Below are 13,100 nucleotides of genomic sequence, written 5' to 3' on the forward strand. Positions count from 1 at the left end.
GCCGATGGCCCGCCCCGACCTCCGCGCGCTCACGGATGACGGCCTGATCCAGCTCGCCAATGCCGGGCTGGTGAAGCGGGCGCTGCGCGAGGTGGCCGCCGGCCAGGGGCCGGACCTCGCGGAGGCCGGGGACGGCACCGTCGAGGCGCGCTTCGCCGACGGCACGGTCACGCGGCTCGGCCCCGGCCGGCCTCCCGGCGAGGCCAGCTGCACCTGCCCGGCGAGCGGGATGTGCCGGCACCGGGTCGCCCTCGTCGTCGCCTACCGGGCCGCCCCGGTCGCGGACGGGCCGGCCGACGGGACCGGCGATGGAGACCCCGAGGGTGCGGCGGTGCCGGCCGCGGCGCCGGTTGCCTGGGATCCCGGCACCCTCGACGGCGCGGCCCTCGAGGCGGGGCTCGGCGGCGCGGCGGCGACGGAGCTGCGGCGCCTCCTGGCGGGTGGGATCACGGTCGGGCTGGAGCGGGGCGCAATCCCGGCCGCGCGGCTCCCGACCGCGACCGTGCGCTTCCTCGTGCCCGACGCCGTCGGCTACGCCCGCTGCGACTGCGCAGCCGGGGGTGGCTGCGCCCACGTCGCCCTGGCGATCCGCGCCTTCCGGGATTCCGCGGGCGCCCCCGAGATCCGCCTCGGCGGCGCGGCCCCGGCCGGAGCGGAGGCGAAGCCGGCGGAGACGGACCTCGCGAAGGCCGCCGACCGGGTGGTCGCCGGCCTGCTGGAGGCCGGGGTCGTGTCCGGACCGGAGGCGCACGGCGCGGCCCTCGTCCGGCTCCGGCGGGCGGCCGAGAGGCGGGGCGCCACGCAGCTCCTGCTGGCGGAGGCGGATCTCGACGGGCAGGTCGCGGCCTATGCCGGGCGCCACGCCGCCTACGACGCGGCCGTCGTCCTGGCGCTCGCCACCGAACTCCTCGGCCGCGTCCGGGGCGGGGAGGCCGCCCTCGGCCTCGGCCAGCCCTACGAGACCGCCATGGGCAAGACGCGCCTCGTCTCCCTGGGTGCCCGGCTCCTCGCCCGCGGGCGCGGCGCCACCGCCCGGGTGGCGCTGGCCGACACCGATACCGGCGCGCTCCTGGCGCTGGAGCGCGCGTTCGCGCCGGGCGATGCCGAGGCGGATATCGCGGCCGGCCTGCCCGGGCGTCTCCTGAGCCCGGGTCTGTCCGTCTCGGGCACCGGCCAGGGCCAGATCCTGACCAGCGTCGCGCGGCGCCGGGCCGACGGGCTCCTCGCCCTCGGCCAGGGCGCGCGGGGCCGCACGGCGCTGCTGCCGCGAGACGCCCTGGTGGCCCTGCCGGCTCCCCTGGCGGCGCGGGACGTCCCGTCGATCCTGCGCCGCCTCGCCGACCGGCCGCCCGTCTTCCTGCGCCCGCGCGACCGGCTGGAGGCCTTCCACGTCTTCCCCGTCGAGGCGGTCCTGGGACAGGCCTGGGCGCCCGGCGCCCAGACGTGGCAGGCCGCCGTCGCGCTGCCGGGGGCGGGCGGCACGCTGCATCTCGCCCGCGCCTACGACCCCGCCGCGCCGCACGCCCTGGACGCCCTCGCGGGCGCCTGCGCGGGGCGCTGGGGACCCGTGCGGCAGGTCGCCGGCCCGGTGCGGATCGCGGACGGCACCCTGGTCTGCGATCCCTGGTCGGTGTCGGTCGACCGGCTCGTCGTGCCCGACCTCGCCGTCCCCGACGGCGCCGGCCACCCGATCCCGCCGGCGCCGGACCTGGGGCCGGCCACGCTCTTCGACGAGGCGGCCGCGCTCCTGGCGAACGCCCTCCATGCGGGGCGGCGGGCCTTCGCGGCCAGCGCCCGCGCCGGCGGGGCCGACCTGGTCGCACGCCTCGCCGCGACCGGCTATCCGGCCACCGCCGCGCGGCTCTCCGCCTTCCTCTCCGCCACCCTGGCGGCTCCGGGTGCGCAGTCCGAGCCCTTCGCCCGGGCCGCCCTCTGGGTCGCCGCCATGCGCGACGATCCCGGGCCGGAAGAGGCCTGATGAGGCCCGATCACGGAATCGTGCGCGCGCGGTTGCCCCCTCGGTCCCGCTGGGGCAGGTTGCCGCGGCTTCGGGCGCCGCGATTCGCCGGCCGGCCCGTACCGGTCGTTTCGCGAGGAGCCCGGATGCGAGGACCCGTCGACTGTCGCGCGCGCGCGACGCATCCCTGCCCGGCCGCGCGGGCCGGCGCGGTGGCATGAGGGTCATCCGCGCGGCGCGCCTCCACCTGCGGGACGCCACCTCCGACAAGGTCTACGACGTCGACCTGATCGAGAACGAGGCCCTCGGGACGCCCGAGCGCTACTTCGTCAACACGCGCTACGGCCGGCGCGGCGCGACCATGCGCGAGGGCTCCAAGACGCCCCAGCCCGTGACCGCCGAGGCGGCCGCCCGGGTGTTCGACAGCGTGGTCGTCTCCAAGATCAACGGCGGTTACCGGCGGGTCGACGGCCCGGAGACCGCCGCACCCGAGGCGACGCTCGACGGGCGCGATGGCGTGCTGCGGGCGCGGCTCTCCGCCTGCCTGCGCGAGAGCTGGGCCGAGCGTGACCGCGACCGCCTGCTCTGGCGCATCGGCGAGCTGCGGCTGGCCGCGACCGCCCCGGACCTGATCGCCCTCGCGCGGGGCCTCGGCCCGGCGCGGGCGAGCTACGCCCTGGTCTGTGCGCTCGCCCGGGCGGCGGGCGCACAGGCCGGTCCGGCGCTCGCGGCGATCGCCGCCGAGGCGCCCGGCAGCGTGGTCCGCGACCTCGCCCGCTTCGCGCTCGCCGCCCCGCTCACCGGGCCCTACCGGCCGCCGGAGGCCGAGCCGGACCTGCCCGGCATGGTCGCCCGGCCGGCCGAGGCGGGCGACGTCGACGGGGTGTGCGGGGCGCTGGACGGCCTCGCCCGGCACGATCCGGGCCGGGTCGGGCCGGCCCTGGTGGCGCTCGGCCGGCGGGCGCAGGCGGCGCCTGGCCTGCACGCGACGCTCTGCGCCGCCCTGCTCCGGCTGCCGGCGCGGCCGCCCTACCTGATCGGCCTGCGGCGCCTCTTCAAGCACGCCGAGATGGCCGACGATGCCGCCCTGTTCGGCGCGACCGCCCAGCGCTTCGAGACCGCGCAGGCGATGTACCAAGCCGGCCGGAGCCACGCCTACGTCCCCGACCTCCGGCGCTACGTCGCGGTGGACGCGGCGCGCCAGGGGCCGGAGGCGCGGCTTGGCCTGTCCACCGCCACCCGCGCCTACATGAAGCGGCGGATCTGGCGCGCCCTGCGCAAGCGCGGCGCCGTCGGGGACCCGGCCTTCGCGTCGCTGGCGGCGGGCTTCCTGCTGGCGCTCGGGCCGGAGGACCTCGACCCGCCGGCGCGCTGGACAGCCTGGGGGCGGCAGCCGGACGGGACCTGGGGCCGGCAGGCCCGGGCGCGGGGGCCGCTCGCCCGCAACTGGACCGCGAGCCAGCTCCTGTATCGCCACGCCCCGGAGGCCCGGCCGCGGGCGGGATCGCTGACCTTCCTGGAGACCGGCGCCGTCGATCCCGACCGGCGCGACGAGGCCTTCCCGGATCTCTGGAGCGCCCGCCCGGACCTGGCGCTCCGCCTCGCCGCGGAGGGGCGGATCGAGCCGGTGGCGCAGCTGGGCCTGCGGGTGCTGCGCGCGGACCCGCGGGCCTGCGCGGCCCTGACGGCCAGCGAGATCGGGCGCCTGCTGGCCGCCCCGCACGACGCCGTGCGGACCTTCGCGTTCCGGACCGCCCAGGCGCGCCTCGCCGCCGGGATCGCCGAGCCTGCCGACCTCGCCGCCCTGGTGGCGGCGCTGCTCGCGAGCCCGGAGCCGGAGGCGCGGGCGCTGGCCCTGCGGCGCCTCGAGGCGGGGGCGCCGATCGTCTGGTCGGACCCCGACCTCGCCGCCGCGCTGCTCACGAGCCCGGAGCCGGACGTCCAGGCGGCCCTCCCCGGCCTCGCCGGGGCGCGGGCGCTGCCCTCCGGGCTCGCGGCGCCCCTGGTGGCGCGGCTGGTGGCGTGGCTGCGGGCGATGCCGCCGGAGCCCGACGCGGCCGCGACGGCCGCGATCCGGGGCCTGCGCGCCGCCCTGCCCTTCCTGTGGCCGGACCGCGACCTGCCGGTCGCGTCCGAGACCGCCGCCGCCCTGATCGCCCACCCGTCCGCCGCGGTCCGGTCCGCCGGCCTCGCCCTCCTGGCGCAGTCCGAGGCCGGGGCCGCCGGCCTGCCGCCGGAGAGCTGGGACGCGCTGATCGACGCGGAATCCGAGGACATCCGGATCGCCGCCCTCGTCCTGCTGGCGCGCCTCGACGACGCGCGGCTCGGGCCCTACGCGGACCGGATCGTCGCCTTCGCCAGCGGGCCCGACAGCGCCGTCCGGCGGGCTGCCCGGCCCCTTGTGGCGCGCCTCGCGGCGGCGGATCCGGGCCTCGCTCCCCGCCTCGCCCGGGAGTTGATCGGCAGCCTGTTCCGCGCGGCGCCCGACGACGCCTACGCGGCCGACACCGTGGCCCTGCTGCGCGAGGCCCTGCCGGGGGAATGCGCCGCCCTCGACGACGGCACCCTGTGGCGCCTGCTGCAGGCGCGGGCCGACGGCGCCCGCCGCCTCGGCGCCGCCCTCCTGCCCGACCGGCGCCCCGAGGCCCTCAGCGTCCGCCAGATCGCCCGGCTCGGCGGCCACCCGTACCGGGCGGTGCGGGACTGGGCGATGGCGGCCTTCGCGGCCGACCCGGCCCGGTTCCAGGCCGCGGCGGCCGAGGCCGTCCTCCTCGTGGAGAGCGACTGGCCCGACACCCTCGCCTTCGCCCGCGGCCTGTTCGACGCGTGGCCGGAGACCGCCTGGACGCCGGAGGCGCTCGCCGTCGTCACCGACAGCGTCAAGCCGGAGGTCCTGGCCCTCGCCCGCCACCTCCTGCGCAGCCGGCTCCGGCCCGAGGACGCGGAGGCGCAGGTCCTGCGTCTCTTGGAGCACCCCGCCCCGTCGATGCACCTCCTGCTCACCGAGTTGCTCACCGAGCAGGCCGTGGCGAGCGAGGCGGCCTTCGCGCGGCTGATCCCCCTCGCCCGCATCGTGATGCTGCAGGTGCTGCGCGGCCGGGTCGCCAAGGACCGAATGGCCGCCTTCCTCCGGGCCGAGGCCCTGCGCAGCCGCGCCCGCGCCGAGGCGCTGCTGCCGCTCCTCGCCGACCTGACCCTGAGCGGCACGGCCCGGGACCGCAGCGCCGCGATCCTGGCCCTGCGCGACGTCGCCGACGCGCATCCCGATCTCGCCGTGCCCCTCGTCCGGCGCCCGCCGGAGGCGCGGGGACCCGTCTCCGTCTCGGAAGAGGCCCGATGAACTTCGTCCATCGCTACCTCGGCGAGAGCCGGGCCGTCTCGGACGCGGACGCGACCCGGCTCGGCTTCGTTCCCGACACCCTGCGCGAGCCGACCTACTTCGCCGGGACGGTGGCGCGGCACCTGCCGTTCCGGGAGGCGATCTCCGCCCTGCACCACGTCGTCGTGTCGGACCTGCGCTTCAAGCCAAAGGACCGCACCGCCTACTTCGCGTGGCTCCAGGCCCACGAGCAGGAACTCCTGGCCGAGGCCCTCGCCGAGAAGGACAGCCTGCGCGCCGAGATCGAGGCGCTGCGCGCCGAGTCCCGGGACATCGCGGCCCGCTCCGACGCGGTGATGCGGTCGTTCTACGACGCGCGGAAGCGGTACTTCGACTATCTCTACCGGGAGAACCTCGACGCCTGGATCGTGCTCGACCCGGTCATCACGGTCCATCCGGACGAGATCTTCTTCGAGGCGTTCAGCCTCGACGAATCGAGCTACGGGCGCCTGTCCTGCGACCACGACACGTTCGCGCGCATCGGCGACATGGCCTGCGGCACGACCAACATCGACTACAGCCACGCCCTCTACGACGAGTTCCAGAAGATCCGCAGCTACCGCGACACCGAGCTGGCGATCGACCCGACCGGCTTCGCGGTCCAGACCTCCGGCGAGGCCGCCTATCGCGAGGACAAGATCGACCTGCCCGATTCCTGGATACGGGGCTTCCTGCAGGTGTCGAGCGCCATGGCGCAGCCCGCCCACGTGGTGGACCTGCACCCGGTCGACATGCACGCGATCCTGACCCGCCTCGCCGCGCGCCGGGAGCGCCACGGCCCGCGCTCCCTGCGGTTCCTGCTCGAGCCCGGCCGGCCGGTCAGCGTGCTGATCGAGCCCTGGAACGAGCGGCTGACCTTCCGGCGCTCGATCTACCGCGGGGGCGCGGCCGCGGAGATCCGCCTGTGGGGCCGGCGGCGGCTCGCGATCCTGGCCCGGACCCTGCCGCTCGCCCGGTCGGTGCGGCTGCACCTCCTCGGCACCGGTCTGCCGAGCTTCGCGGTGGTGGATTTCGGCGGCCTGCGCTTCACGCTCGGCCTGTCGGGCTGGACCGCCAACGACTGGTCCCGGGCCGGGCAGTTCGACCTGCTCGCGCCCCGGGCCGACGTCGACGCCGACACCGCCGCCCGGGTCTTCGCGGTGCTCCGGCGCCATCACGCCGCCGACACCGGGCAACTCGCCGCCGAGACGGGCCTCGACCGGTCGACCGTGGAGGCGGCGCTCGGCGGCTACGTGCAGGCGGGCCGCGCCATGTTCGACCTCGACAAGCGGGTCTACCGCCTGCGGGAGCTGACCCGGGAGCCGCTGGCGCCGGGCGCCCTGCGCTTCGCCACCGAGCAGGAGGCCAAGGCCGACCGGTTCCTGGCGGCCGGACTGGTCACCATCGGGCCCGTCGAGCAGGCCGGCGACAGGCGGCGCCTGAGCGGGACCGTGCTGGACGACGGCCGGAGCCTGACCCCCGCGGTGGATCTCGATTCCGACGACCGCATGGTCGGCGGCAGCTGCCAGTGCGGGTTCTACACCCACAACCGGCTGACCCGGGGCCCCTGCGAGCACATGCTGGCCGTGCGCCGCCTCGTCCACGCCCAGGTCGAGGGCAAGCCGGTGCGGTGGCAGGCGTGAGACGGACCCGATTGATGCGGCCGCGCGCCTGGCCTATCCTCCCCGCGACGAGGGGCGTCGGCCGGGGCGGACCTTGCATTTCGGGCGGCGATTCGCCGTCCCTGCACCCTGCCCGGCAAAGCGTCACTAGCCCGCTCTTCACTGGGCCGGCACTGACCACCGGTGCGCGTTCGCGGTTTGGGTTCGCTGAACCCAAACGCGCACCGGTGGTCGTGCCGGCGTCGAGTGGACCGGGCCAGTCCCGAGACTTGACGAAGGCATCCCGGCCGACGTCCCCCGTCACGCCTCCTGCCTGCGCCGGAGGTCGCCGATGAGCCAGCAGCCCGGCAGCCTGACCCGCCAGCAGCTCTACGACCGGATCCGCGAGAGCTCGAAGGACGAGGTCATCCTCGAGGAGATGATCCGGCTCGGCTTCTGGCCGGACGGGGAAGCGCAACCCAATCCGCCGGACGACCTGATCCGCCGCCGCGGCGAGATCGCCCGCGCCCTCGCCGACCTGCACCGGCGGGAGGCGGCGTGGCGCGACCCGGAGGCCGCCCTCAAGGAGATGCATCGCCGTCGCAAGAAGGCGGCGCTGGAGCGGCGGCGCGAGACGCGGCTGCGCAACGCCCGCGACCGCCACGCGCGGGCGCAGGCATGGCACGCGCGCCGGGAGGCGGAGATCCTCCATCTCGGCGACGGCGTCTCGGCCGGCCTCGCGCACGCGGACGCTCCGGGGTGGGGGCCCGCCCCCGGTCTCCCGCCCTTGGCGAGCCCGAAGGCGCTGGCCGAGGCCATGGGGATCGGCCTCGGTGAGCTGCGCTTCCTCGCCTACGACCGGGCGCTCAGCGCGGTGAGCCATTACCGCCGCTTCACCATCCCCAAGAAGGCGGGCGGCCTGCGCCGCATCTCGGCGCCGATGCCGCGCCTGAAGCGGGCGCAGTACTGGATCCTCGACGCGCTCCTCGCCCGCGTCCCCGTGCACGACGTGGCCCACGGCTTCGTGCCCGGCCGCTCGATCGTCACCAACGCCGCCGCCCATGTCGGGCGGGACGTCGTGGTCAATCTCGACCTCAAGGACTTCTTCCCGAGCCTCGACTACCGGCGGATCAAGGGGAAGTTCCGGGGCCTGGGCTACGCCGAGCCGGTGGCGACCGTGCTGGCGCTGCTCTGCACCGAGCCGGACGTGGACGCGGTCGAGATCGACGGCGCCCGCCTCTACGCCGCCCGTGGGCCCCGCCGGCTGCCGCAGGGCGCGCCGACGAGCCCCGCGCTCACCAACCTCGTCTGCACCCGGCTCGACGCCCGGCTCGCCGGCCTCGCCGGCAGCCTCGGTTTCACCTACACGCGCTACGCCGACGACCTGACCTTCTCGGCCTCCGGCGAGGCCGCCGGGAAGGTCGGCGCGCTGCTCAAATACGTCCACGCCATCGTTGCCGGGGAGGGCTTCACCGTCCATCCGGACAAGACCCGCGTGATGCGCCGCGGCCGGCACCAGGAGGTGACCGGGCTCACCGTCAACGAGCGGGTCGGCGTGCCCCGCGAGACCCTGCGCCGCTTCCGCGCCCTCCTGCACGGGCTCGAGCGGCACGGGCCGGCCGGGCGCCGCTGGGGCGCGGCCGGCGAGGCGGGCGTGCTCCGCGCCGCGGTCGGCTTCGCCCAGTTCGTCCGGATGGTCACGCCGGAGACCGGCGCGCCGCTTGTCGCGCAGGCCCGCGCCCTCGCGGACCGCCATTCGGCCCCGGCGACGGCGCCCCGGCAGCCGGACTTCCGCGCCCGGTCCGCGCGGGGCGAGGTGCCCCTCGCCCGCTGGTGGGTGCCGGCCCCCCGCCCCGCGCCCGAGCCGGACCCGATCCTGGCCGAGGCCGAGGCGGCCGCCGCCCGGGAGGCGGCCGAGGTCGCGGTCCGCGCGGCCGCGCCGGTTCCGGGCCGCAGCGGCGTGCCGGCCTCGGGGCGCCCGCGCCTCGGCGCCCCGGAACCGGCCGCCCGCGCAGAGGCCGCGCCGGACGCGGGCGCCGAGCCCGACGACGCCCCGATGAAGCCCTGGAAGGTCGTCCTGGGGATCTTCGTCCTGTTCCAGGCGGCCGCCCTGCTGCACCCGGCGCTCGGGCTTCTGGTCCTCGCGGTGGCCCTGCTCCTCGGCCTGCGACGCCTGCTGCGCCGCTGGCGACGGCGCCGATGAGCCCGGCCCGGAGCCTCCCGGCCGGGCACCTCCGGACCAGCCTCGCCGCGCTCTTCGCCCTGGCCCCGGTCCTCTCGCTCGGACCGGGGGCGTCCCGGGCCGACGAGGCGCCTGCCGCACCCGTCTTCAACAAGGCCGAGGCCGCGGAGATCGCGGCGCCGCTGCGGCAGGACCCGGCCTTGCTGCGCAGCTTCGGCACCTGCCCGGCCGACACCTTCGCGCGGGAGCGCCCGTTCTGGCGGTGGGCGTTCGCGCCCCGCCGGCCCACCGAGCGCCGCTGCGCGCGCGAGCCCGCTTCCTGCTACGCGCTCTGCACCCGGTGGTCGAACGCGCCGGCCTGCTTCGATCTCGCCCTCGCCCTGGAGCACCACTCCCTCGACGTCGCCGACATCCTCGACAAGGAGCGGCTCTACGCCCTCGCCTGCGCGGGCGGGTTCCCGGCGGGCTGCACCAACCGGGCGGCCGGGATCCGGAACGGCGGCTACGCGGAGGATCCCTTCCGCGACGCGACGCGCGCCGACACGGATGCCTGCCTCGCCCGGAGCTTCCGTCTCGATTGCGACCGGCGCGGCGCCTGGGGCTGCGCCATGCTCGGCCAAGCCTATCGCCTCGGCGAGGGCGTCGCCGCCGAGGCGTCCCGGGCCCGGGCGGCGTTCGACATGGCCTGCGCGATCAACCCGGACTTCGCGGCCTGCACCTTCGCCAAGCGGCAGCTGGCCGAGATGGGCGCGCCGTGAGCGCCGGCGACGCCGGACCGGATTCCGACGCCCTGCGGGCCCTCTACGGGCGGGTCGACCCAATGCCCGAGGGGCCGCCGGCCCCGGGCCACGCGCGCGCCTCCCTGTGCGTGGACGTGGGCGACGGGGACGACGTCGCCGCCGCCGAGCGCTGGATGCTGGCCCATGCCGGCCGGCTCACCCGCGTGCGCAGCACCGGCTGCGGCTGCTGCGTGATCGGCTGGGACATCGAGGGGCCGGCGGCGCTCGTCGCCACCCTGCCGGCGGCGCTCGGGGCAACCTCCGACTGGGCCGGCCCGGCCGCGGCCCCGCGGCGCGCGGCGAGCGCGCGGGGCCGGCGCTTCTGGGCGCACGGGTGGGAGCGCTGGTGGGAGCGCTGGGTCCGCCGCCACTGAGACGCGACCGACACGCGGCCCCGACGGGGAGCCTAGCGCGGTTCCGCGACGGCCTCGGCGCGGTCCCGCACCGGCGGCGCCGGCCTCTGCTCCGGGATCAGCCGGTCCGGCGCCGCGCCGCGCTCGAGAGTGGCGACCGCCAGGGGCGCGCCGCGGCCGCGCAGGGCGTGCGTCCCCAGCGGGCGGGCGCGGACGCCGTCGGGCAGCCGGTCCAGCCGGTCGAGGAGATCCTGCGAGATCAGGATGTCGACGCCCAGCGGGCGGCACAGGGCCTCGATCCGCGCCGTCACGTTCACGGCGTCGCCGAAATACGCGATCTTGTGGCGGTCGACCCCGACTTCGGCCGTGACCACCGGACCTCCGTGCAGCGCCGCCCGCAGCCGCGGGACCGTCCCGAACCGGGCTTGCCAAGCCGCGGCGTCGGCCTCGATCCGGTCGAGTACCGCGAACACGCAGGTCACGCAGCGCGCGTCCTTGAGGCCGCGCTTCATCGGCCACGTGATCATCGCGAGGTCGCCGATGAAGTCGTCCGTGGAGCCGGCGTTGCGCCGGACCGGCTCGGCGAGCGTCGCGAACACGGCGCTGAGATACTCCTGGGCGCGCAGGTCGCCGTGGGTCTCCGCGAAGGCCGTGGAGCCGACCACGTCGAGGAACAGGAAGATCCGCTCCTCCTGCACCGGCCTGTGGTAGCGGCCGATCATGAAGTTCACGAACACCTCGCCGCCGATCAGGTCGCGCATGCGCATGACGAAGACCAGCAGGGCCGACACGGCCAGCGAGTAGGCGAGGAACCGCGGCGTGATCCGCACCGCCGTGGACAGGCTGTCGGCGGTGAGGCCGAAGGTCCAGACGACCAGGCCGCCGAGCGCGCAGCCGAGCGTGATCAGCACCACGTAGAGCAGTTCGGCGGCCAGCATGTAGACCAGCGCCGGCAGGCGGCGCAGCCGCGTCTGGACGCCCGACAGGGCTAGGCCGGGCACGAAGGCCAGCACCGTCCCGCCCACCGCCAGGGCGTAGACCAAGCCGGCGAGCATCGAGGCGCCGCCGACGAAGAGCAGGTTGTAGAGGAGGCCCGCCCCGCCGGAGGCGAGGAGGAGGGTCAGGGCCCAGAGCCAGCGGTACTGTGGGAGCATGGGCGATCGGCGGGGTCGAGCGTGGCGTTGGGCACGGTTGGACCTACGCGATGGCGGGGGGCGAAGGCGAGAGGGGGGGCGCCGCGACGGGTGGGTCGGGCCGGCGCCCTCGGGCTGGCCGGTCGCCCGTGACCGATCCGGAGCGATTTGCGCCGTCCACCCGACGTCGTCGGCCGGTGTCGCCGCGCGGCCACAGGTGGGGGCGCGTTCGATCAGGGAGGTTGGGATCTGCCCCCCGGCGGATCCCGCGATCGCGGGAGGCTGGTGGTCTCGGCAGGACTCGAACCTGCAACCACAAAGGGCTATTTCTGCCAGCAGCCTAACGAACGTCTACGGGTAATGGTTAGCACTTTGTGCGAGGGCTGCAAGACGTAGCGCTGGCAGTTTCGTTTGAAGGTGACCGCAGTGCGGCCGGTCCTTCATCCAAGATCTTGGCACTGCTGGCTACGTGTTCATATCTCTTCAATCAGGGCTGAACGGCAGCGTGCTCCCATGTTTCATCAAAATTGCAATCGAGGAGCGGAATAACCCGGTCTGGCCAAACGAATCTGGACCTATTCAGAGATCGTTCGCCAGATAGGCAGGCAAGGCACCTTCCGAAACATTGATGAGATTTACGAGAGTCTGCCGCGATTGCAGAGGAGGTTCATTTACAACTTGTATATTTGGTCTTAGTATCTCCAAAGAACGAAGACAGAATGAAAATCTTATTAAATTTCATGTCGAGATTGCGCTCATCATCCGATATTCATTCGCGGGTAGGATCAGTTGACTGGCTATACGGACGCAGCCTCAGTTCGCATATTAGGCTTCATGCTTCTCGGCTTGAGGTGGCCATCCACGAAGGTGCCGGCCTCCGAGAGAGCTGCGCGCCCCTCCGCAAGGTTCGGGAAGAACAGATGCCAAGCGTGGATCATCGCGGGCCAGATCCGAAGCGTAACGTTCATGCCCGCGCTTCCGGCCGCGCCGGCCAGACACACCGCATCATCGAGGAGCGTCTCGTCCGAGCCGACTTGGATCAGCGTCGGGGGCAAGCCCTTTAAATCGGCGTAGAGGGGCGAGGCCAAAGGGTTCTGGGGATCCGCGCCGCTCAGGTAGGCCGCCGCAAGTTCGGAAAGGTAGAGGCGCTGGATCATGGGATCCACCGCTGCCTTCGTCCTGAAGCTTTTGCCGCGCAAGGCCAAGTCGATCCAGGGTGAAGAGAGCCAGAGACATCCGGGCAGCGGGTCGCCCGCCTCTCGCAGGCGCAACGCGGCGGCGACGGCGAGGCCACCGCCCGCGCTCTCGCCGCACAAGGCGATCCGTTCGGGCGAGATCCCCTGCTCCAGCACGAACCTATAGCCCGCCACCGCGTCGTCGAGGGCGGCGGGGAAAGGGTGCTCAGGGGCGAGCCGGTAGGCGAGTGCGAGGGTGCGGACGCCGGCGTTCTGCCCCGCGCGCGCAACGACGTGGCGATGGCTGTCGAGGGATCCAGCCATGTACCCGCCGCCGTGGAGGAAAATGAGGACGCGCTCGGGATCGCCACCAGGGCAGAGGGTCCACTCACCCGGCACGCCGCCGGCATCGACAGGGGTGACGCGGGTGCCGGGCGGAAGCGCGTCGCGGCGGCCGAAGCTGTCGAGCCGGGCGCGCCGTGCGACGAGATCCGCCGGCCGCGGCTGCGCCTGCAGGAAGGCCCGGATCGCGTCGATCTCGCTGCGCATCGCGTTTCCACCC

At 75.3% G+C, this 13,100-nt stretch carries 8 protein-coding genes; 6 read left to right on the forward strand and 2 right to left on the reverse strand.

What is annotated here, in order from left to right:
- Window positions 1–4 precede the first annotated feature (4 nt).
- The 6 genes from ACLBYG_RS14655 (at window position 5) to ACLBYG_RS14680 (ending at window position 10,251) form a co-directional block, all read left to right on the forward strand.
- On the forward strand, window positions 5–1,978 hold the full coding sequence (locus ACLBYG_RS14655) for an SWIM zinc finger family protein (RefSeq protein WP_447681905.1): 1,974 nt from the start codon (window positions 5–7) through the stop codon (window positions 1,976–1,978).
- A 196-nt stretch (window positions 1,979–2,174) separates the two neighbouring features.
- Window positions 2,175–5,297, forward strand: a complete 3,123-nt coding sequence (locus ACLBYG_RS14660) for a hypothetical protein (protein ID WP_447681906.1) — start codon at window positions 2,175–2,177, stop codon at window positions 5,295–5,297.
- Window positions 5,294–6,958 carry an SWIM zinc finger family protein gene (locus ACLBYG_RS14665; protein ID WP_447681907.1) on the forward strand — a complete coding sequence of 555 codons (1,665 nt, stop codon included), beginning with the start codon at window positions 5,294–5,296 and terminating at the stop codon, window positions 6,956–6,958. Before ACLBYG_RS14660 ends, ACLBYG_RS14665 begins: the two co-directional genes overlap by 4 nt.
- Before the next feature lie 310 nt (window positions 6,959–7,268).
- Window positions 7,269–9,119, forward strand: a complete 1,851-nt coding sequence (locus ACLBYG_RS14670) for a reverse transcriptase domain-containing protein (protein WP_447681908.1) — start codon at window positions 7,269–7,271, stop codon at window positions 9,117–9,119.
- A complete protein-coding gene (locus ACLBYG_RS14675) occupies window positions 9,116–9,856 on the forward strand; it encodes a hypothetical protein (protein WP_447681909.1) in 741 nt (246 codons plus the stop codon). The genes ACLBYG_RS14670 and ACLBYG_RS14675 overlap by 4 nt, the downstream gene beginning before the upstream one ends.
- Window positions 9,853–10,251 carry a hypothetical protein gene (locus ACLBYG_RS14680; protein ID WP_447681910.1) on the forward strand — a complete coding sequence of 133 codons (399 nt, stop codon included), beginning with the start codon at window positions 9,853–9,855 and terminating at the stop codon, window positions 10,249–10,251. Before ACLBYG_RS14675 ends, ACLBYG_RS14680 begins: the two co-directional genes overlap by 4 nt.
- A gap of 32 nt (window positions 10,252–10,283) precedes the next feature.
- Here the strand turns inward: ACLBYG_RS14680 and ACLBYG_RS14685 are convergent, their stop codons facing one another.
- Both ACLBYG_RS14685 and ACLBYG_RS14690 read right to left on the reverse strand, forming a co-directional pair.
- Complete coding sequence (locus ACLBYG_RS14685) at window positions 10,284–11,384, reverse strand: adenylate/guanylate cyclase domain-containing protein (protein WP_447681911.1); 1,101 nt, start codon at window positions 11,382–11,384, stop codon at window positions 10,284–10,286.
- Window positions 11,385–12,160: 776 nt separating this feature from the next.
- The gene (locus ACLBYG_RS14690) at window positions 12,161–13,087 is read right to left on the reverse strand and encodes an alpha/beta hydrolase (RefSeq protein ID WP_447681912.1); all 927 of its coding nucleotides are present in this window, start codon (window positions 13,085–13,087) and stop codon (window positions 12,161–12,163) included.
- Window positions 13,088–13,100: the final 13 nt, after the last annotated feature.

The organism is Methylobacterium sp. D53M (assembly GCF_053345625.1).

What these genes read in the sequence shown, in the direction of transcription:
- ACLBYG_RS14670 (WP_447681908.1), top strand. Translation starts at nt 7,269, where the DNA reads ATGAGCCAGCAGCCCGGCAGCCTGACCCGCCAGCAGCTCTACGACCGG.
- ACLBYG_RS14665 (WP_447681907.1), top strand. Translation starts at nt 5,294, where the DNA reads ATGAACTTCGTCCATCGCTACCTCGGCGAGAGCCGGGCCGTCTCGGAC.
- ACLBYG_RS14690 (WP_447681912.1), bottom strand. Translation starts at nt 13,087, where the DNA reads ATGCGCAGCGAGATCGACGCGATCCGGGCCTTCCTGCAGGCGCAGCCG.
- ACLBYG_RS14675 (WP_447681909.1), top strand. Translation starts at nt 9,116, where the DNA reads ATGAGCCCGGCCCGGAGCCTCCCGGCCGGGCACCTCCGGACCAGCCTC.
- ACLBYG_RS14685 (WP_447681911.1), bottom strand. Translation starts at nt 11,384, where the DNA reads ATGCTCCCACAGTACCGCTGGCTCTGGGCCCTGACCCTCCTCCTCGCC.
- ACLBYG_RS14660 (WP_447681906.1), top strand. Translation starts at nt 2,175, where the DNA reads ATGAGGGTCATCCGCGCGGCGCGCCTCCACCTGCGGGACGCCACCTCC.
- ACLBYG_RS14655 (WP_447681905.1), top strand. Translation starts at nt 5, where the DNA reads ATGGCCCGCCCCGACCTCCGCGCGCTCACGGATGACGGCCTGATCCAG.